This is a genomic window from uncultured Marivirga sp., from assembly GCF_963974845.1.
Lineage (GTDB): Bacteria > Bacteroidota > Bacteroidia > Cytophagales > Cyclobacteriaceae > Marivirga > Marivirga harenae.
In genome coordinates this window covers 630,686-650,162 of record NZ_CAXBEQ010000002.1, presented here as the reverse complement: position 1 = coordinate 650,162, position 19,477 = coordinate 630,686, and the positions used below count along the sequence as shown (strand labels likewise).

The following is a 19,477-nucleotide window of genomic DNA, read 5'->3' as shown; positions in this document are numbered from 1 at the left end:
AAAAATTAACGCTTTGGAAATTTACAAATTACTTTGATAAATTAAGCAGTTCAACGAAAATATTTCGGGATTTATCTAAAGATTAATATCCTAATGTTTGAAATGTCTAATTCCTGTAGTGACCATTCTCATCCCATGCGTATCACAGTAGTCAATGCTGTCTTGATCTTTGATAGATCCACCGGGTTGGATAACAGCTGTGATACCGGCCTGATCTGCAATTTCTACACAATCAGGAAACGGGAAAAACGCATCAGAAGCCATAACCGCTCCATTTAAATCAAAGCCAAAAATCTTAGCCTTTTCAATTGCTTGCTTTAAGGCATCTACTCGTGAAGTTTGACCAACTCCACTTGCCAGCAATTGGCCATTATTTGCTAATACAATAGTATTCGATTTGGTATGCTTACAAATTTTTGAGGCAAATAGTAGTGCTTTTTCTTCTTCGGCAGTTGGTGCTGCTTTAGTCACTACTTTCAAATCTGATCGGCTATCAGTCTGCAAATCTCTGTCCTGTTCAATTACTCCATTTAGTAAACTTTTAAACTGCTTTTTGGTGGCCAGATTCGTTTTCTTTTTCAATAATATTCTGTTCTTTTTCCCTTTAAGTACTTCCAAAGCTTCTGCAGTAAAATCAGGTGCAATTAGAATTTCAAAAAACAGCGAATGCATTTCTTCGGCAGCTTCTTTATCTACAACTTCATTCGTAATCAAAACACCGCCAAAGGCCGAAAGTGTGTCAGCAGCAAATGCTTTTTGATAAGCTTCTTTTACTGTATTTCCCAAAGCCATTCCGCAGGCATTAGTATGTTTTAATATGGCAAAAGCAGTTTCGTTTTCAAATTCTTCAATCAATGAAACTGCCGCGTCTACATCCACAAGATTATTATACGATAGTTCCTTTCCATTCAATTGATCAAAAAGTTCCTCTAAATCTCCAAAAAAAACTCCCTTTTGATGAGGGTTTTCACCATAACGTAAAGTCTTGTTTTCGGATATGCTCTGCTTAAAACCTGCAATAGCATCATCTCCATTAAAATAATTGAAAATGGCAGTATCATAGTGAGAAGACACATTAAATGCATGCGAGGCAAAGGATTTTCTGTCCTGTAAATCAGTGCTACCGTCTTTCTCTGCCAAGACGTTTTCCAAGTCTGCATACTGATTTTGAGAGGCTACAATCACAACATCCTTGAAGTTTTTAGCGGCTGCTCTAATCAAGGAAATCCCACCTATATCAATCTTTTCAATTATGTCTTGCTCGCTAGCACCTGAAGCAACCGTTTGCTCAAAAGGGTATAAATCAACAATTACTAAATCTATTTCAGGAATATCATACTCTTGCAGTTGCGCTTTATCTGATTCTAATTCTCGTCTACTGAGTATTCCTCCAAAAACTTTAGGGTGCAGTGTCTTGACTCTTCCCCCCAAAATTGAAGGGTAGCTAGTTAAATCTTCCACCGCGGTAACCTCAGCACCTTGGTCTTCAATAAACTTTTGTGTACCTCCTGTGCTGTAGATTTTAACCCCTTTATCTTTTAATATTTGAATGATCGGCTCTAGATTGTCTTTATGAAAAACTGAAATGAGTGCAGATTGGATTTTTTTTACTGACATTTTGCTGAAAATTAGTTTTGTTGCAAAACTAATTGATTTAAGCCGAAAAATTTATAAAATAATGCATTAACCTGAGTTGGTTACGTTTATAATATACTGAGTGCTTATATATTGCGGCTTTTAGATAAAACTTCCTTGAAGGGAGGATCGAACCGTAGAATTAGTAGCCTATTTTGAAATAACTTTGTCCGTTAAAGAATAAATATTTTTTAAGAATATCTTCATTTTACTAATCTTTCAGCCTTATAATGTGTTACTGACAAAAGCAATCTAAAATTTAACTCTTAATTTATAAAGCAATTTGAATGTCATTCTTTAATCAAATCGTAAATAAAATATTTCCTAAAGAGAAAAAAAATGTGATCCTCTCAAATGAGGTTTTAAAAAGAAGCCAACAGGAGTTTAATTCATATGAAGATTGGCTTTCCTCAGATGTCAGCAATGAAATATTGGATAAGATATTCAGGGCATACCACTTAAAAAAAACAGACATTAAAAATCCAATCCCGGTTGCCCTATTCCAAAGTGAGAAAGCCAATGGCTTTGCAATCGCCAATTGCAGCAGCTTATTAGATTCAGATTATAAAATGCTATTAGAACATTTTAAAAAACAGGTTTTATCACTTGGTTATAGGCAATCAGGTTCCAATAGAAAAGTGACAGCCGAGCAGGATAGAGTTTTAACTAAAGAAATGTACTATTTAAAACCACCCATTCAAATGGAGCCCCCCATTGACCAAAGATTTGGAAATATTAGTTTGGAATTGATCCTTCACGATGAAAAACCTCACTTTTTAAAAATAATGGCGAGTGTTTATTCGGACAGATTGTATTCTGAACCAGAAAACTTTTCTGATCTGGTTGAGAAGCTTTTTAGCAAGGAATAATAACCTCTTTAGTGCTTTTCCAAAAACTCCTCAATAACTTTAGGAAAATGCTGATGTTCTAATTGCTGAACTTTGGCAGACAATTGCTTTGCGCCCATCTGTGGAGATATACTGCATTTAGCTTGAAAAATTATTTCTCCCTCATCATAGTTTTCATTGACCAAGTGAATGGTAATGCCACTTTCTTCCTCTTTATTTAGGATTACAGCTTCATGCACAAAATGACCATACATTCCTTTACCTCCATATTTTGGTAAAAGTGCCGGATGAATGTTAATAATTCTATCTGGGTATTCCGCTATTATTTCTGGAGCAATTTTTAATAGAAATCCTGCAAGGACAATAAAATCAACCTTATTTGTTTTCAAATACCGAAGAATATATTCAGGATTTTCAAAGTCCGTTTTTGAAAAATATCTTGAAGGAACATTCGCTTTTTCAGCTCTTTCGATGGCTCCAGCATTTTCATTGTTTGTAATGACACAAGACACATTAATAATCTTATGATTTTTAAAATACTGAATAATTTTTTCTGCATTGCTTCCAGAACCAGAAGCCAAAACAGCTATGTTTTTAGGATCGGTCATGATTTAACCAATTCCTTCCTTCTCAAAATAGTTTCCACAAATTTCTTTTCATTTTCTGTTTTGAATACTTTAAAAGGGAGATAAACAAATTGCGCTTTGGATAACACAAGAGTAAATGCATTTTTCCCTACTTTGGCTGATTTAATTTGATCCCATTTGATGGGCATACCTTGTTTGGTATTTAATTTAATGAGAATTTGTTGGGAGCTGATTTCATAAGAAAGCCTTTCAAATAATATTTTGTATTGATCTAATTGCGTTACCCCGGCAAACTGAATTAACCAAAAAAGGAAATATAACAATAAGGCTATGAATGATCCTATAAACCACCAGATATTGGGAATCCATGCGTAACCAGAACATATGGCAAGGGCAATTAAAAACACCCACCATTGTTCCTTCACAATATTTTTCAAGCCTGTTTTAATGTATGTGCCGTTATCCAGCTTATATTTTTTTGTTTTAACTAGCATTGCTGCAATTCTATTTTCTTAAATAAATTTTAACCTCCCGTTGATTGGGTCTGCAAATATATCTCATTTTTATGGTTTCAGGAAACTGCTTTCAAACTGATGTCTAAACTTTTATAAGAATGCGTTAAAGCACCTACTGAAATGAAGTTTACACCAGTCTCGGCAATAGGGACTATAGTATCCTCTGTTATTCCTCCTGAAGCCTCCGTTTCACATTGATTACCAATTATTTGGACGGCTTCTTTCATCATTTCTACGGACATATTATCTAACATGATAACGTCCACGCCTCCAACGGAAAGCGCCTCTTTTACCTCTTTAATATTCCTGGTCTCTACTTCAATTCTCAAATCAAGGCCTTTGTACTTTAAGTACTGTCTTGTTGAGTTTACTGAAGCTGTTATTCCTCCAGCAAAATCATTGTGGTTGTCCTTGAGCATTACCATATCAAAAAGGCCGAAGCGATGGTTTTGCCCTCCGCCTATTTTTACCGCCCATTTTTCTGCAATCCTAAAATTTGGGGTAGTTTTCCGGGTATCAAGAAGCTTTGTGGAAGTGTGAGCAATTAACTGATTTAAATTATGAGTATAAGTAGCAATCCCGCTCATTCTTTGCAGACAGTTTAAAACTAGTCGCTCTGCAGTCAAAATGGAAGAGGCTTCACCACTAACTTTCATCCCAATATCCCCCTTTTTTACACGCTCTCCATCCTTTTTGAAAATGTCCAGTGTTAAATCTGGATCAACAGCCTTAAAAATGTGTCTTGCCATTTCAACTCCTGCTAGAACACCATCATCTTTAATAATGAGCTGAGCAGTATTTTGGGTTCCTTTGGGAATAGATGCTAATGATGAATGGTCTCCTTCACGGATATCTTCCTCTAAAGCGCTTTTTATAAATTGGTTAATATTCTCTTCGGTTAAATATTGATAGGCCAAGATTCTTGTGTTTAGTTATTAAGGCAAAGGTAAGGTCATCAAGTTATTAATAACATAATGACTAGCTTTAATTTTAAATGTAAGCTTAAAAAAGCTACCCCTTTCAAAGTAGCTTTGTGGAGCATATCGGTGGTCGCCCGTCCCGAAGAAAGCCAGGAAACCGATGACCTTCCCGTTGCACGGCATCGGGACGCCCCGGCCAGCTGATGAACCAATGCCTCTGCTCTATTTTGTAATTAGATCTTCAAAATATTTCCTGCTCTTCTTTTTTTAATCTCAAATTCACGCTCGACCGCTGAACCCCTGCTTTCATAACACTCCGTATAAACCAATTCCCATTGCTTACATCTTGCCGTATATTTTCCTCCTCTTCCTGAATTATGCTCATCGAATCTTCTATCCAGATTATCCGAATGTCCTACATAATACCTATCACACTTTTCTGAATAAAGGATATAGACAAAATATTTCATGACAATTTTAGGGTTGGTTGAAAAAAGAAAAGCTACTTCTATCGAAGTAGCTTTGTGGAGCATATCGGAGTCGAACCGATGACCTCTACGCTGCCAGCGTAGCGCTCTAGCCAGCTGAGCTAATGCCCCATTCTGTAAAAAGTGGCTCAACGGTAGTGAGCTACCATTTAAGGCTTGCAAAGCTAGACAAAAAATCCATTTCTAAAAATACCTACGCGCTTTCCTGAATTTCTTTTTATAGTAATCAGTATAAATATTAGCTTCCACAACACCTACACTTGAAGAAGCATGTATAAATCGCACATCATCTTTAGCCCGAACTTCTGTTATTAATCCGGCATGAGTAATTTTTCTCCTTCTTTTGCCCATTGCAAAAAAGACCACATCGCCCTCTTCAAGTTGTCTGAATTTCACTTTCTTCCCAACCTTAGCTTGGTCTCTTGAAACTCTTGGAATATTAACATCTCCTGCCTTAAAACTAACATATAATAAACCGGAGCAATCCATTCCTGACCTATTTACTCCTCCCCATTTGTAGGGTGTTCCCGTGTACGAACGGGCGGTTTGGATTATAATATCCAATCGCCTCTCTCTAACTTTTCTTTTCTTGCTTGCCGCACATCCTGATAGGAAAACTACAATCAATAATAATAAAATCAGCTGGTTGGAATATATTTTCCTAAATTTGTGTTGAAGCATAATTCAAGATCAGAAATCAATTAATTCATGGATACGGTTACAAATCAAAGCATTTTTGAGGAATTGGTCAGCATTGTAGGTGCAAAAAATGCCTTTTTGCAAGATGAGGACAAATACAAATATTCTCACGATCATACTGAGGACTATTCTTTCATGCCGGATGTGGTATTAAAACCTTCAACTGCTAAAGAAATCAGTGCCATTATGAAAAAATGTAATGAGCATTTGATCCCTGTAACTCCCAGAGGAGGTGGTACGGGGCTCAGTGGGGGCGCCCTCCCGACCAAAAAAGGGGTGGTTATCAGCATGGAAAAGTTCAATAAAATATTATCCATTGATGAATTAAATTTACAAGCTACGGTTGAGCCCGGAGTTATAACGGAAGTTTTTCAAAATGCTGTTAAAGAAAAAGGATTATTTTATCCTCCTGACCCATCTAGTAAAGGCACTTGCTTTTTAGGTGGGAATTTGGCTGAAAATGCAGGAGGACCCAAAGCTGTGAAATATGGCGTAACCCGAGACTATGTTTTAAATATGGAGGTCGTTTTACCTAATGGGGAGATCATTTGGACAGCCGCTAATGTATTGAAAAATAGTACTGGATATAACCTAACTCAATTAATGTGTGGAAGTGAAGGCACATTAGGAATCATTACTAAAATAGTTTTCAAATTACGTCCTTATCCAAAAAAGGATGTCACTTTATTAGCTCCATTTACCAGTAATGAAGAGGCCTGCAGAGCTATTGCGGCTATTTTCAAAGCTGGTGTGGCTCCTTCTGGAATGGAGTTTATGGAAAGAGATGCCATTGTGAAAACTCAAGCTTACATTCAAAACGAAATGGGTGAAACGGTGAGTGTTGATTTGCCCGAGCATGTAAAAGCTCACTTACTAATTGAGCTAGACGGGAATGACGAGGAAGTTATGATGAATGAAGCCGAAGTCATATTAAACGTATTGGAAGAATTTGATACTGGAGGAGAAGTGCTGTTTGCCGATACTCAAGCCCAAAAGGATGAACTGTGGAAATTAAGAAGAAATGTAAGCCCTGCGGTAAATGCTTATTCACTCACAAAAGCGGAGGATGTAGTAGTCCCCAGAGGAAATCTACCTGCCTTGATTGTTTTTATAAAAAATGTAGGTGAAAAATATGGCTTCAATTCAGTTTGCTATGGTCATGCCGGAGACGGAAACCTACACATCAATATTATGAAAGAAAACTTGAGCGATAACTACTGGAATAACGAAGTAAACGAAGGGATTGGTGAAATCTTTGAAGAAGTAGTTCGCTTAGGAGGCACTCTTTCTGGTGAACATGGAATTGGTATCGCCAAAAGACCATATATGCAAATGGCAATGGGCGATGTGAAATTAGATTTGATGCGAGGTATTAAAAATGTATTTGACCCAAATAATATTTTAAACCCAGAAAAAATATTTTAAGATTTTTTAAACAAGATGAGCATTTATCCGTTTTGCGATAGTATTACTTTTAATATTGCGTGTAAAAAAACAAGTGGTGGATAATTTACTTTCTTCTATTAAAATCGAACTTAACCCTCATTTATTCCAAAAAGATCCTGATTCATCAGAATTAGGGAGAAAAATCCTTTCCCAGTCTTTAGAAATGATAGATGATATGGGATTGGAGAGTTTTACTTTCGGCAAGCTGGCCAAAGCATTATGCACCACGGAAAGCTCTATCTATCGCTATTTCGAAAGCAAGCACAAACTTTTATTGTATTTCTATAATTGGTATTGGAGCTGGATTGACCTCCAACTCGCTTTTCAAACAAATAACCTCACAAGTCCGGATTCAAAATTAAGAAGGGCAGTAGAAGTTATTTGTAAACCTGATGAGGAAGATAAAAGCATTAGCGCTCTTAATTTTCAGCAATTGATCAACATTGTAATATCAGAATCTTCAAAGGCATATTTAACCAAGGAAGTGGATAAAGAAAACCAATTTGGACTCTTTCTAACTTTTAAAAAGGTTTCTAAGAGATTGGCAGACATAATGATTGAAATAAATCCAGACTTTAGCTATGCCAATACGCTTGCATCTACCAGTATTGTTGGAATTTTACATCAGCAGTATTTTGCATTACATATGCCCTCTCTATCTGACATACAGTATGACAGAGACGAACTTTCATATGTTTTTTATCAGATTATTCTTAAAAACTTGAAGAATTAAAAATGGCAGACAACTTTAAAGTACACCCATTTAAAAGGTTTCTAAACCTATTGCAGCCTGAAAAGAGCCTGGTTTTTACCATCTACATTTATGCTATTTTCGCAGGTTTAATTAGTCTTTCACTTCCCCTAGGAATTCAGGCCATTATAAACCTAATTATGGGTGGCCAGGTCAGCACTTCATGGATAATTTTGGTCTTTTTAGTGATCTTAGGGATCATTATTAATGGCATATTGCAAGTTCGGCAATTGACGATAAATGAAGTTCTGCAGCAGAAAATATTTACCCGGGCATCCTTTGAATTTGCCTATAGGATTCCAAGATTCAAAATTGATGAAGTCCGTCAAGAATATTTGCCGGAGTTAATCAACCGCTTTTTCGACACTATGTCTGTGCAAAAAGGTTTAGCAAAAATCCTAATTGATTTTTCAACGGCTTTCTTCCAGATTATATTTGGGTTAGCATTAATTTCGTTTTATCACCCTTTCTTCATTATATTTTCCTTTTTCTTAATCATTCTTATATTCTTAATCGTGCGTTTGACTGGACCTAAAGGTCTTAAAACGAGTTTAAAAGAATCAAATTACAAATACCAAACAGCACATTGGCTTGAGGAATTGGCCAGAAATGTAGAAAGTTTCAAAATGGCGGGTGACTCTTCTCTTCCTTTAGAGAAAAACAATTCTAATACCCAAAATTATGTGAATGCACGAAGGTCTCATTTCAACGTTATCATCAATCAATTCTCATTAATGATTGGTTTCAAAGCCGTTGTAGCTGCGGGGCTTTTATTGATTGGAGGTATCTTAGTGATTGAGCAACAGATGAACATTGGACAATTTGTTGCTGCAGAGATTATAGTAATCTTAATAATTAATTCCGTTGAAAAGATCATCTTTACTATAGAATCCGTTTACGATGTTTTAACAGCAGTGGAAAAATTAGCGGTGGTCACTGATAAACCATTAGAGGAGTTTATTTCTGGGGTTCAACCTCTAAACAACGCAGAGGGAATGCATATCAAGTTGCGAGACATAAAATTGCAAGAGCACGATTCTGAGCATATTTTCTTAAATAAAGTTAATCTTGATATTAATTCCGGAGAAAAAATAGGGATTTCAGGCACCGCCAATGCTGGGAAGTCCATTTTAATCCAGTTAATCTCTGGTTGGTACGGCAATTACAAAGGCAATATCATGTTTAATGGGACTGCTTTAAGGGACCTCAATATTTCGGAAGTAAGAAGACATATTGGGGACTGTATGAATTCGGGAGGAATTTTTCTTGGCACCATAGAAGAAAATATTAGTATTGGCTCTCCGCTAAGTAGCCTTCAAGAAATTCAGAAAGCCGCAGAAATCACTGGTTTAGACAAGTATATGGAAACTGAGCCGGAAGGCTATCAGAAGATGGTTTTCCCTGGAGACCGAACTTTCCCAAAACAAATAAAGCAACAAATTCTGTGGACTAGAGGCATTTTAGGACAGAAAACATTAATTCTTTGGGAAGACGTCTTCGGAATGATGTCTCAAGAGGAAAAGCATAAGTTCACAGATTTTCTCTGCACTAAAGACAATCCAAGAACTGTGCTTATGATCAGCAATGATATCAGAGTGTTGGAAAAATGCGATCGAGTGATCGGGATGGACAAAGGCGAGATCGTTCACGATATAGCTGGTCAAGAGGTCAAAAATCATAAATGGTTTGAAAAAATAGTTTTAAATAAAGATGCTTAATATAAGTCCATATTCCATAAAAGATAAAGTAGATACCAAAAGGTACTCTACCTTTAGCATGTTCAAAGAAATACGTGCGGATAAAATATTGAAGCGCTTGCTCCTTATTTTCTTCTTACTTGTTTTAGGTGTCGCTTTCCTGCCCTGGACTCAAAACATTCGAGGAAACGGACAAGTAACGGCTCTTTCTCCGATGCACCGTCCTCAAGATTTGAATTCAATGATTGATGGGAGAATTGAAGAGTGGTATGTACAAGAAGGTGATTACGTAGCTAAAGGAGATACTATCATATTCATCCGAGAAATAAAAGATGAGTATTTTGATCCTCAACTACTCGAAAGAACTCAAGAACAGATTTCTGCTAAAAGGCAAGCGCTAGGGTTTTATCAAGAAAAAATAGAGGCACTTCAAAGCCAAATTAAGGCCATAGAAGAAAATAGAGGACTGAAACTTAGTCAGGCAAAAAACTATTTGCGTCAAGCAGAATTAAAAATCCAAGCCGACAGCATTGATTATGAAGCTGCTCAAACAAATTTGAGTATTGCTGATAAGCAATTGGGTCGTCAAAGAGAGCTCTATGATGAAGGTTTGAAATCTTTAACTGACTTGGAAATGAGGACGAATAAATACCAGGAATCCTTAGCCAAAAAGATCAGTATGGAAAGTAAGTTACTGAGCAGTAGAAACCAATATCTCAATGCCAAAATTGAATTGAATTCGGTCTATAACGAGTATACTGATAAATTACAGAAAGCACGCTCAGATTTATTTAGTACCAGATCAACCTTGCAAGATGCCCAGGCAGAAGTAGTTAAAATGGAAAACCAATTGACCAATTATCAAGTTCGATTTGGTTTTTATTATGTAACTGCACCTCAAGATGGATATATTACAAGAGCAGTCAGCACAGGTATAGGAGAGAACATTAAAGCGGGTGAATCTTTAGTCTCTATAATGCCTGCCAACATTGACTATGCTGTAGAAATGTACATCATGCCGAGAGACCTACCTCTCTTTAATGTGGGTAATGAGGTCAGATTGATATTTGACGGCTGGCCTTCAATCGTATTTTCTGGTTGGCCTATAATTACCTATGGTACATTTGGTGGAGAAGTTGTAGCTATTGATCGGTTCATCAGCCCTAATGGGAAATACAGAATCTTGATTGCTCAAGATCCTGATGAACCAGAATGGCCAGACGCGCTTAGAGTTGGTGGTGGTACAAACGGATTAGCCTTGTTAGATATCGTACCTGTTTGGTATGAAATATGGAGGCAGATTAATGGATTTCCGCCAAATTTCTATACGCCTGAAAATACCGGCACCTCCAGTGAAAAAAACAAACTTGACGGAAAAGCTAAGAAATGATGTTTAGTGTAAAACATATTTTAATCACATTCCTTTGCCTGATCACAATTCTGCATTCAGCGCAAGCGCAGGAAACGCTTAATCAAGAAAAACTAAGTGAACAAGATTTCTTACAGCTGGTAATGCAAAATCATCCTTTAATTCAACAGGCCGAAAACCTAAAACAAATGGGAGACTTTGCGGTAATGGCGGCCAGAGGAAATTTTGACCCGGAACTTTTCTCCAAGAACAAACAAAAATACTACGACCAAAAGAATTACTATCAATATAGTGAATCTGGAATTAGCTTAGCGACTAGAACAGGTATTACCTTCCAGGGAGGATATGATTATACGGCTGGAGAATTTCTAAGCAACGAATCTACTCTGCCAAATGCTGGATTGTGGTATGCGGGCGTAAGCGTTCCTGTTTTGCAGGGTCTCTTTATTGATGATAGAAGAGCAGCCTTGCAAAAAGCCTTTGTAGATAGAAGGGCATTTGAAAATGAAGCGCAGCTTCTCTTGATAGACATTTTGTTAGAAGCAAGTAATTATTATTGGCACTTCGCCAAATTTCAATATCAAAAAAACGTAATTGAAGAAGCTATTGAATTAGCGCAAGATAATTTTGAGAATTATAAAATATCTTTTGAGCAAGGAGACAAACCAGCGGTAGATACTTTAGAAGCCTCAATCCAATTGCAAAACCTCACAATTCAAAACCAGCAATTGGAAGTAGATTTAGCCAATGCAAAATTAAATCTGTTTACATTTCTTTGGGGCAACAATCAACCCATTGTGGAAACAGATATAAAAGCTTCGGATATTAACAGTATTTCCCAAAATAAAATCGACAGTCTAAGAGCTAGTCTGCCCATATTCATACAGGAGCATCCAGCTATTAGAGAAAGTGAATATAAAATTCAAAATCTACAAATTGACAATAGACTAAAACGGGAAAAACTAAAACCAAAACTAAATCTAGAATACAACCTATTACAAGATCCAGCGGGTGATATTAGTGAAATCCAAAATCTGGACAATTACAATTGGGGTTTAAGTTTCAGCATGCCTTTACTTTTAAGACAGCCAAGAGGCGAACTGCGCATGAATGAAATCAAATTGGAAAACACTAATTTCGAGCTTCAGCAAAAGCAATTATCTATTCGTAATAAAGCGAGACAATATGAAAATACTTTCGAAAATATTGCTCAACAGCTTGAAACCTATCAAAATGTGGTTTCTCAATATGAAGGATTACTAGAAGCAGAACTACGGAAGTTCGAAATTGGGGAAAGCAGTATTTTCCTCATCAACTATAGACAAATGAGTTTAGTCAATGCGCGCATGAAATACATAGAGCTTCAAGCTAAATACAGATTGTATTATCGCCAATGGTTGCACAGCTTAGGAGCAAAGCCTGAGCTATGGGTTTCCAATTGATCAGTAAAAATAACAGTATAATTAATCGGTTATTAAACGTTTAATTCAACGGAATATCTTTTTCTTGTAGCTTAAAGGAGCCTCTACCAGGCTTCTATTGAATTACTAATTCCTTAGCTTGATGAAAATCAGAATGCATATAAAATACCCTTAGGTACTTCAAAAGGTTCTTAGCCGACATAAATACGTGGTCTCAAAAAAATGAAGCAATTGAATTCTAAACTTAAACATATTGGTTTGGCTGACATATGGATCTATACATTGTCGGTATATAATCAAAATAATCTTTGCCCAAGTAGAATTAATAATTTAAACATTGAAGCATTTCTAATTCCGTTCATCCAAGGCACTCCAATTTGAGCCTTTACTCCATTTATTACTCCTGCAAGTGCAATATTTTTTTTCTTATCATTGCAAACTATCTGCCTTGGAGAAAAGCATCTTCGTCCTTCGGATCCAATCTCTACTTATTTACATTATTTGGTCTAATCCGAATGTCTTGACTATTATTAAGAATTTCAAATCTCTCATTTGACATCAAATCCAATTGGAAAACATGTTTGCCGTAATTCATTGCATTTTTTTCTAATTTACTGAGAAAGTAGTGAGAAAAGTCTGCATTTGAAAAATTCCTTAGCTCATCATTATTGATCCTTATATTATCTATCCATATACCATACTTCTCAGGGTCTTTCCACTCCTCAAACTGACTGATAGTCGGAGTATTTTTTTCATATCTTCTCTTACTAAATTTTACTATTTGCATTTCCTGCCGTTTTGACGACATTTTTAAGTAAATATCATGTAATCTTTTCTTTTCTTCTTCTGTGAAACTTATATTAAGTGAAGAATTCCCGTTTTCAGTTTTTATTATATATTTTTTGATGATTTGGTCAAAAGCGACTTGCAAGTCCGGATCGCTATCAGTTCCTTGTTTTGATACCGTCTTATTTTCAGTGGAAACTGTTTTTTGAGCAATAGAATTGTTGCTGAATAACAGGATAGCCAAAGCTAAGATAGGTATTATTAATATTTGCTTTATTAAAATTCGCGGTTTTGAATAGTTCTTGGTCATCATAATTAATCTTTTTTTGGTTTTTAAATAGTTAAATGAGCTCGATAATGGATTATTCATTTTTGGATTATTAGCCAACACTATATGTTCTAATATCAATTCAGCATACTGAGCTGTATTATTAGCCTTATTTAAAACTTCCCTGTCGGCTAGAAATTCATGATTCAGACCAATCGCATTTCTATAAAAATATAAAAAAGGGTTACACCAAAAGAAAGCTATTATTAACTCTATAAGGAGGATGTCTAGCGTATGCTTTTGTTTGATATGTGCTCGCTCATGTTCAAATATTTCATTTTTTATCCCTTGACCATGATCTTTCTGATTTACAAAAATGTAATTCCAATAACTATAAGGAGCTTGTTCTCCACTAACTACTATAAGCTTAATGTCTTTTAGAGATTTCGCTTTAGCGCCTACAATCTTGTTGATCATAACACAGTTTAGTATCAAAAAGCGTGATATGAGCACTATTGAAACAATCAAATAAAGTGAAAATAGCGCTTTAACTATTGATTGATATTTCTCAGAAGTTGAAGTGGTCATAATTCCTTCATTACCAACGTATTCAATGTTTGTGCTTACCGTTCCTTCTGCTTTTTGCAACAAATTGATTTGGCTTTCTAAATTTATAGTAGGTATGGACATTGAAGCCACTAAACTGAAAAGTAAGTATAGCCTGTTAAATTTGTGCATCCTCTCGTTTTGAAGGAGCATCATATAGACTGAAATAAACAATCCAGAGCACAAAGTAAATTGAATCAGATAATTAATCATCTTTCTTTTGTTTCATTTCTAAATCAATGATATTCCTTAATTTTTCCAGCTCTTCATAGCTCATTTTTCTGGTACTTGTAAAAAATGAGGCAAACTTGAGAGCAGAATCATCAAAATAATTTTTAACCATATTGCCTAGGCGATTTGAGAAATAATCTGCCTTACTAATCAATGCATAATATTGTCTGGAATTTCCAAATAAATTATATCCCACAAAGCCTTTTTGTTGCATTCGCTTCAACAAAGTAGCGATTGTTGACTTCGCAGGTTTTGGATCAGGATGATGATCAATTAAATCCTTCATGAACACTTTTTCATGCATCCATATTAAGTCCATTAATTTCTCCTCTGTTTCTGACAGCTTCATGTTCTATGTTTTAGTACCTTGTTCTACAAACATAGAACATATTTTGTAGAAAGCAAAGTTTTTTAGCTTTTTTGTGCCAATTAGTGAGCTAACCAGTCCAATTATGGCATTCGGTTGTCCTATTAACTACCTGCAACTTGTTAACTCCACAGCAGTCACTTTTAAAAATATTTTCATGTTCAATATTCCGTTTTAATCATTATCTTCTATCGAATAATTATTAACTATCTTCGCAGCATGTGCGGCATAACAGGAGTATTTGCATTTAATGAAATTGGCAGGTTCAACCTTCCCAATATTTCCATAGCTACGGAAACCTTAGAACATCGTGGGCCAGATTTTCAGAAAGTCTTTGTTGGGGATTTTGTGGCTTTAGGCCATAGGCGATTATCTATTATTGATCTAAATCCCAATGCTAACCAACCCATGTCTGCTCATGATGGCCGCTACCAATTGGTTTTTAATGGTGAAATTTATAATTACAAAAGCCTTAGACAAGATTTGATTTCTAAGGGAGTAGAATTTGAAACAGAGTCTGATACTGAAGTACTTTTGCAATTGCTGATTCATGAAGGGAAAGATGCGTTAAACCAATTGCACGGATTCTTCGCTTTTGCTTTTTATGATCAGCAAAAAGAAGAAATGTTGGTTGCTCGTGATCGATATGGCATTAAACCATTCTACTACTTTGAAGATGAAGACCGCTTTATATTTAGCAGTGAAGTCAAAGCTATTCTGAAATTTGGAATCGACAGAAATATTGACACGAACTCGCTCTATACTTATCTGCAATTGAATTATTTACCTGCCCCTATGAGTATGGTGAAAGGGGTTAAAAAATTAATGCCTGGGCAATACGCGCTTATCAAAAAGAAGTCAGTGGAAATCAATTCTTATTATGAATTGAAAACTACATTCGAGCACCAATTTCAAGGCACTTACGAAGAGGCTCAAATTCAACTTAAGGCTTTGATGGAAAAGTCGGTGGAAAGAAGATTGGTGGCGGATGTTCCATTAGGCACTTTTTTGAGTGGCGGAGTTGATTCATCTATCATTTCAGCCATTGCCTCTAAAAGAGTAGAGGGCTTGCATACATTTTCCATTGGCTATAAAGGGCATTCATTTTTTGATGAAACCGAATATGCCAATGCCGTAGCCCAACATATAGGGTCCAAGCATCAAGTTTTTTCTTTAAGCTTAGATGATTTATATGGCTATTTACCCAAAATGCTTAAAAGCTTCTCCGAGCCTTTTGCCGATAGTTCTGCCTTGCCCGTTTATGCTTTAAGTCAACTGACCAAAGAAAATCTGACTGTTGCTCTTTCAGGAGATGGGGCAGATGAACTCTTTGCAGGCTACAATAAGCATGCTGCACTGTATAAACTTTGGCATCCGGGCGCAAAGGAAAAATTGGTTAGTACAATGTCTCCAGCTTGGAATGTACTACCCAAGTCACGAAATAACCCCGTAGGAAATTTAGTTCGGCAATTGAAGAAATTTGCGGACGCTTCAAAACTGGATATACAATCACAATATTGGATATTGGCTAGTTTACAATCAGTTCGAAAAACAACAGACTTACTATCCAATTCAGTACTAGAAGATATTGACTTTGAAGCTTTTGATCTTTGGAAGGATACTTTGCTTTCAACACTAACCTCTAAGTCGATTAACCAATCTTTACAGTTAGACCAAGAATTGGTGTTGCAAGGCGATATGCTACAGAAAGTAGATTTGATGAGCATGCAACACGCTTTGGAAGTTCGTGTTCCTTTTCTTGATCATGAGTTAGTAGCTTTTGCCAATAGCCTACCCGAAACTTTCAAAACTAATGGCAAAAGAAAGAAAATGATTTTACAAGATACTTTCCGTGATATATTGCCGGAAAAGATTTACAATCGCCCAAAACATGGCTTTGAGGTGCCACTTTTGGATTGGCTACGAAAAGATTTAAAATCAGAGATCAACGAAAAATGGCTCAGTAAAGAATTAATTGAGTCACAAGAAGTATTTGATTGGGACGGTATTCAAGCTTTAAAGAAAAAACTCTTTTCGAGCAATCCTGAAGATAGTCACGCACATGTTTGGGCGCTGATTGTTTTTCAAGAATGGTGGGATGGGTATATGAATTAATTTCTATCACTAGCTCGAGGAATGACTTTTCGCTAAAGCGAAAAATCTTTTTTGTTCTTTGTTTCTTTTGTGGTCCGCAAAGGTTAAGATTTCTTAATGAGTAAATGCAATAGTACATCATGATCCCAACTAGTCTTCCCTCTTATTTAATATTCCGCCATTTTCGTTTAACTTTGTTTTTTTAGAGAAAACTGATTATAAATTCAATGTCTGAAAAGATAAGAGCATTTAAAGCACAGATATCATCTGCAACGGCCAAAACTCAGGAAGAGCTGGAGGCTTATAGATTAAAATTCATTAGTCGTAAAAGCGTTTTAGGGGATCTATTCGCTGACATGAAAAATATTGCTCCTGAAGACCGAAAAGCTTACGGTCAGGAAGTGAATGAAGTAAAACAACTGGCCGAAGAAAAGTTTAAAGAACTGATTGCTGGATTGGAAAGCAACGATTCAGGAACTAGGTCTTCTGCCCCAATTGATTTGACTTTGCCACCCAATGTTAATTTGGGTACTGTTCACCCATTGACTTATGTACACAATCGAATAGTAGAGATTTTTCAAAAAATCGGCTTTAATGTAGCAGATGGTCCAGAAATAGAGGACGATTTCCATAATTTCACAGCCTTAAACTTTCCTGAGAATCACCCAGCTCGTGAAATGCAGGATACTTTCTTTATTGAAAGCAATCCGGATATTGCATTAAGGACTCACACTTCATCTGTTCAAATCAGGGTGATGGAAAATCAAAAACCACCTTTCAGAACCTTAGCGCCAGGTCGTGTTTATAGAAACGAGGCCATCTCTGCTCGTGCACATTGCTTTTTCCATCAGGTGGAAGGATTCTTCGTAGACAAAAATGTGGGTTTGGTGGATTTAAAGCAAACCCTATATTATTTCGCCAAAGAGCTGTTCGGGCAAGACACTAAAGTAAGATTCCGTCCATCCTATTTCCCTTTTACGGAACCAAGTGCAGAAATGGATATTTCTTGTAATATCTGTAAGGGAAAAGGCTGCAATATTTGTAAATATTCTGGCTGGGTGGAAATTCTCGGTTCTGGAATGATAGACCCTAATGTGTTGGAAAATTGCGGAATTGATTCTGAAGAATATACTGGCTTCGCTTTCGGGATGGGAATTGAAAGAATTGCCATGTTGAAATTTCAAGTAAATGATTTAAGGCTTTACTCCGAAAATGACGTTCGCTTTTTAAATCAGTTTAAGCATTTGAGTTAAGCTTCAGACCTTTTCTGGAAAAAAGACCATTCTAGTTCTAAATATCAAAGCATTATGAAATTAAACGAAATCAAATCAATTGGCATAGTAGGGGCAGGAACCATGGGTTCCGGAATTGCACAAATGAGTGCTATGGCCGGCTATAAAACCACAATATTTGATATTCAAGAAACTGCGTTAGAAAAAGCAAAAACTGCCGTTACTAAAAACCTCGATAAGGGGATTGAAAAAGGTAAGGTCTCAGAAGATCAAAAAGATGCTTGCTTAGCGAACATCAGTTTTATTTCTGATTTAGAACAGCTGAAAGCTGATGTCATTATTGAAGCCATTGTAGAAAAACTGCCGGTAAAAATTGACCTTTTCAGTAAATTGGAAAAGATCAATTTAGAAAGTACTATTTTAGCCACAAATACTTCTTCCATTCCCATTACGCAAATTGGCGCTGGCTTGCAAAATCCTGAAAGATTAGTTGGGATGCATTTTTTCAATCCTGCTCACATAATGAAATTAGTGGAAATCATTTCTGGAGCCTCAACACATCCAGAAATTGCTGCAACTACTAAAGCCCTAGCTGAAAAAATGGGCAAAAAGGCCGTGATGGCAAAAGATTCGCCCGGTTTCATCGTTAATCGAGTAGCGCGCAATTTTTATGTGGAATCATTGAAGATAGCGGAAGAAAATGTGGCTGATTTTGAACAAATAGACAGATTAGTGGAAAGTTCGGGATTTAAAATGGGTCCTTTTCGGTTAATGGATTTGATTGGTGTAGATACTAATTTTTCAGTGACCAAATCTATGTTTGAGTCTTTTTATTACGACAGTAAATTCAGACCAAGCAGAATACAACAACAAAAAGTGGATGCCGGCCATCACGGAAGAAAAAGCGGCAAAGGATTTTATGATTACAATTAAGAGATTTTCATTTGTTCTATTATTACCTTTTTTACTGTTTTTAAGCTGTGGAGAAGAGAATCCTGAAGTATTTGTAGATGAACTTCCTTTACCAGATCCTTTTCAATTATCCCTCAATCTGGATTTAGTCAGCTATCAAAGTCTGCAGTTTGAGAAAAATGTGATTTTACCCGATGTTGGCCTAAACGGAGTGATTGTAGTCAAAAGAGCAGAAAATGACTATGCTGCTTTTGAAAGAACATGTCCTTACGAACCAGAAAAAGATTGCTCAATAGTGTCCATGAATGCTGGTCAACAATATCTGGAATGCGAATGCGGAAATTCATTCTATAATTTAAGTGGGTATCCTACCAATAGCCCTTCTCCCAGAAAATTGAGAGAATATTATACTAGTTTATCTGGACGGAATTTATATATTGATAATACTATTGTTAGAAGTGAGAACAGGTAAAAACTTTTGTTTCCTAACATGTATAAGCCTATTCTAGAAAGTACGTACTACTTCCATTTTGGGGAGAGCCTCTTGGCTCCTTTTTTTAACTCAATCTATAATTCCAAAATCAATTCTTTCCATTAATTTTAAG

Annotated in this window: 18 protein-coding genes and 1 tRNA gene; 10 read left to right on the top strand and 9 right to left on the bottom strand. The window is 36.2% G+C overall.

The genetic code is table 11. From position 1 onward, the window contains the following. Positions 1-90: 90 nt before the first annotated feature. On the bottom strand, positions 91-1,617 hold the full coding sequence (gene purH, locus AAC601_RS07290) for a bifunctional phosphoribosylaminoimidazolecarboxamide formyltransferase/IMP cyclohydrolase (protein ID WP_340152903.1): 1,527 nt from the start codon (positions 1,615-1,617) through the stop codon (positions 91-93). Between the two features lie 305 nt (positions 1,618-1,922). Between purH and AAC601_RS07285 the strand changes: the two genes are divergently transcribed. Then, positions 1,923-2,504 (top strand): hypothetical protein, encoded by a 582-nt coding sequence (locus AAC601_RS07285; RefSeq protein ID WP_340152902.1) that lies wholly within the window; start codon positions 1,923-1,925, stop codon positions 2,502-2,504. Between the two features lie 8 nt (positions 2,505-2,512). Here the strand turns inward: AAC601_RS07285 and purN are convergent, their stop codons facing one another. From purN to AAC601_RS07255, 6 genes are all read right to left on the bottom strand, one after another. Next, positions 2,513-3,091: a phosphoribosylglycinamide formyltransferase gene (gene purN / locus AAC601_RS07280; protein WP_303271312.1), complete on the bottom strand. Its 579-nt coding sequence runs from the start codon at positions 3,089-3,091 to the stop codon at positions 2,513-2,515. Then, positions 3,088-3,564 carry a YcxB family protein gene (locus AAC601_RS07275; RefSeq protein ID WP_303271311.1) on the bottom strand — a complete coding sequence of 159 codons (477 nt, stop codon included), beginning with the start codon at positions 3,562-3,564 and terminating at the stop codon, positions 3,088-3,090. Before AAC601_RS07275 ends, purN begins: the two co-directional genes overlap by 4 nt. A gap of 77 nt (positions 3,565-3,641) precedes the next feature. After that, entirely contained in the window at positions 3,642-4,502 is an 861-nt protein-coding gene (gene nadC, locus AAC601_RS07270; protein WP_340152901.1) for a carboxylating nicotinate-nucleotide diphosphorylase, read from the bottom strand. A 236-nt stretch (positions 4,503-4,738) separates the two neighbouring features. Further along, complete coding sequence (locus tag AAC601_RS07265; RefSeq protein WP_303271309.1) at positions 4,739-4,975, bottom strand: GIY-YIG nuclease family protein; 237 nt, start codon at positions 4,973-4,975, stop codon at positions 4,739-4,741. A gap of 55 nt (positions 4,976-5,030) precedes the next feature. Beyond that, a tRNA-Ala gene (locus AAC601_RS07260) sits at positions 5,031-5,104 on the bottom strand. Between the two features lie 72 nt (positions 5,105-5,176). Further along, positions 5,177-5,674 carry a C40 family peptidase gene (locus AAC601_RS07255; protein WP_303271308.1) on the bottom strand — a complete coding sequence of 166 codons (498 nt, stop codon included), beginning with the start codon at positions 5,672-5,674 and terminating at the stop codon, positions 5,177-5,179. 27 nt (positions 5,675-5,701) lie between these two features. Between AAC601_RS07255 and AAC601_RS07250 the strand changes: the two genes are divergently transcribed. From AAC601_RS07250 to AAC601_RS07230, 5 genes are all read left to right on the top strand, one after another. Next, a complete protein-coding gene (locus AAC601_RS07250) occupies positions 5,702-7,117 on the top strand; it encodes an FAD-linked oxidase C-terminal domain-containing protein (protein ID WP_340152900.1) in 1,416 nt (471 codons plus the stop codon). A 76-nt stretch (positions 7,118-7,193) separates the two neighbouring features. Then, a complete protein-coding gene (locus AAC601_RS07245; protein ID WP_340152899.1) occupies positions 7,194-7,871 on the top strand; it encodes a TetR/AcrR family transcriptional regulator in 678 nt (225 codons plus the stop codon). A gap of 2 nt (positions 7,872-7,873) precedes the next feature. Further along, the gene (locus AAC601_RS07240) at positions 7,874-9,607 is read left to right on the top strand and encodes an ATP-binding cassette domain-containing protein (RefSeq protein ID WP_303271305.1); all 1,734 of its coding nucleotides are present in this window, start codon (positions 7,874-7,876) and stop codon (positions 9,605-9,607) included. Then, a complete protein-coding gene (locus AAC601_RS07235; protein ID WP_303271304.1) occupies positions 9,600-10,976 on the top strand; it encodes an HlyD family efflux transporter periplasmic adaptor subunit in 1,377 nt (458 codons plus the stop codon). Before AAC601_RS07240 ends, AAC601_RS07235 begins: the two co-directional genes overlap by 8 nt. Next, the gene (locus AAC601_RS07230; RefSeq protein ID WP_340152898.1) at positions 10,973-12,397 is read left to right on the top strand and encodes a TolC family protein; all 1,425 of its coding nucleotides are present in this window, start codon (positions 10,973-10,975) and stop codon (positions 12,395-12,397) included. Before AAC601_RS07235 ends, AAC601_RS07230 begins: the two co-directional genes overlap by 4 nt. 463 nt (positions 12,398-12,860) lie before the next feature. Here AAC601_RS07230 and AAC601_RS07225 read toward each other — a convergent pair whose 3' ends face one another. Continuing rightward, positions 12,861-14,168 carry a M56 family metallopeptidase gene (locus tag AAC601_RS07225; RefSeq protein ID WP_340152897.1) on the bottom strand — a complete coding sequence of 436 codons (1,308 nt, stop codon included), beginning with the start codon at positions 14,166-14,168 and terminating at the stop codon, positions 12,861-12,863. A 73-nt stretch (positions 14,169-14,241) separates the two neighbouring features. Beyond that, positions 14,242-14,616 carry a BlaI/MecI/CopY family transcriptional regulator gene (locus AAC601_RS07220; protein WP_303271301.1) on the bottom strand — a complete coding sequence of 125 codons (375 nt, stop codon included), beginning with the start codon at positions 14,614-14,616 and terminating at the stop codon, positions 14,242-14,244. A gap of 237 nt (positions 14,617-14,853) precedes the next feature. Between AAC601_RS07220 and asnB the strand changes: the two genes are divergently transcribed. The 4 genes from asnB to AAC601_RS07200 all read left to right on the top strand — a co-directional run bounded on the left by asnB (position 14,854) and on the right by AAC601_RS07200 (position 19,344). Further along, positions 14,854-16,749, top strand: a complete 1,896-nt coding sequence (gene asnB, locus AAC601_RS07215; RefSeq protein WP_340152896.1) for an asparagine synthase (glutamine-hydrolyzing) — start codon at positions 14,854-14,856, stop codon at positions 16,747-16,749. Positions 16,750-16,955: 206 nt separating this feature from the next. Further along, on the top strand, positions 16,956-17,981 hold the full coding sequence (gene pheS / locus AAC601_RS07210; RefSeq protein WP_340152895.1) for a phenylalanine--tRNA ligase subunit alpha: 1,026 nt from the start codon (positions 16,956-16,958) through the stop codon (positions 17,979-17,981). 54 nt (positions 17,982-18,035) lie between these two features. Next, positions 18,036-18,893 carry a 3-hydroxyacyl-CoA dehydrogenase NAD-binding domain-containing protein gene (locus AAC601_RS07205; RefSeq protein ID WP_340152894.1) on the top strand — a complete coding sequence of 286 codons (858 nt, stop codon included), beginning with the start codon at positions 18,036-18,038 and terminating at the stop codon, positions 18,891-18,893. Next, positions 18,841-19,344 (top strand): hypothetical protein, encoded by a 504-nt coding sequence (locus AAC601_RS07200; RefSeq protein ID WP_340152893.1) that lies wholly within the window; start codon positions 18,841-18,843, stop codon positions 19,342-19,344. Before AAC601_RS07205 ends, AAC601_RS07200 begins: the two co-directional genes overlap by 53 nt. Positions 19,345-19,477 lie beyond the last annotated feature (133 nt).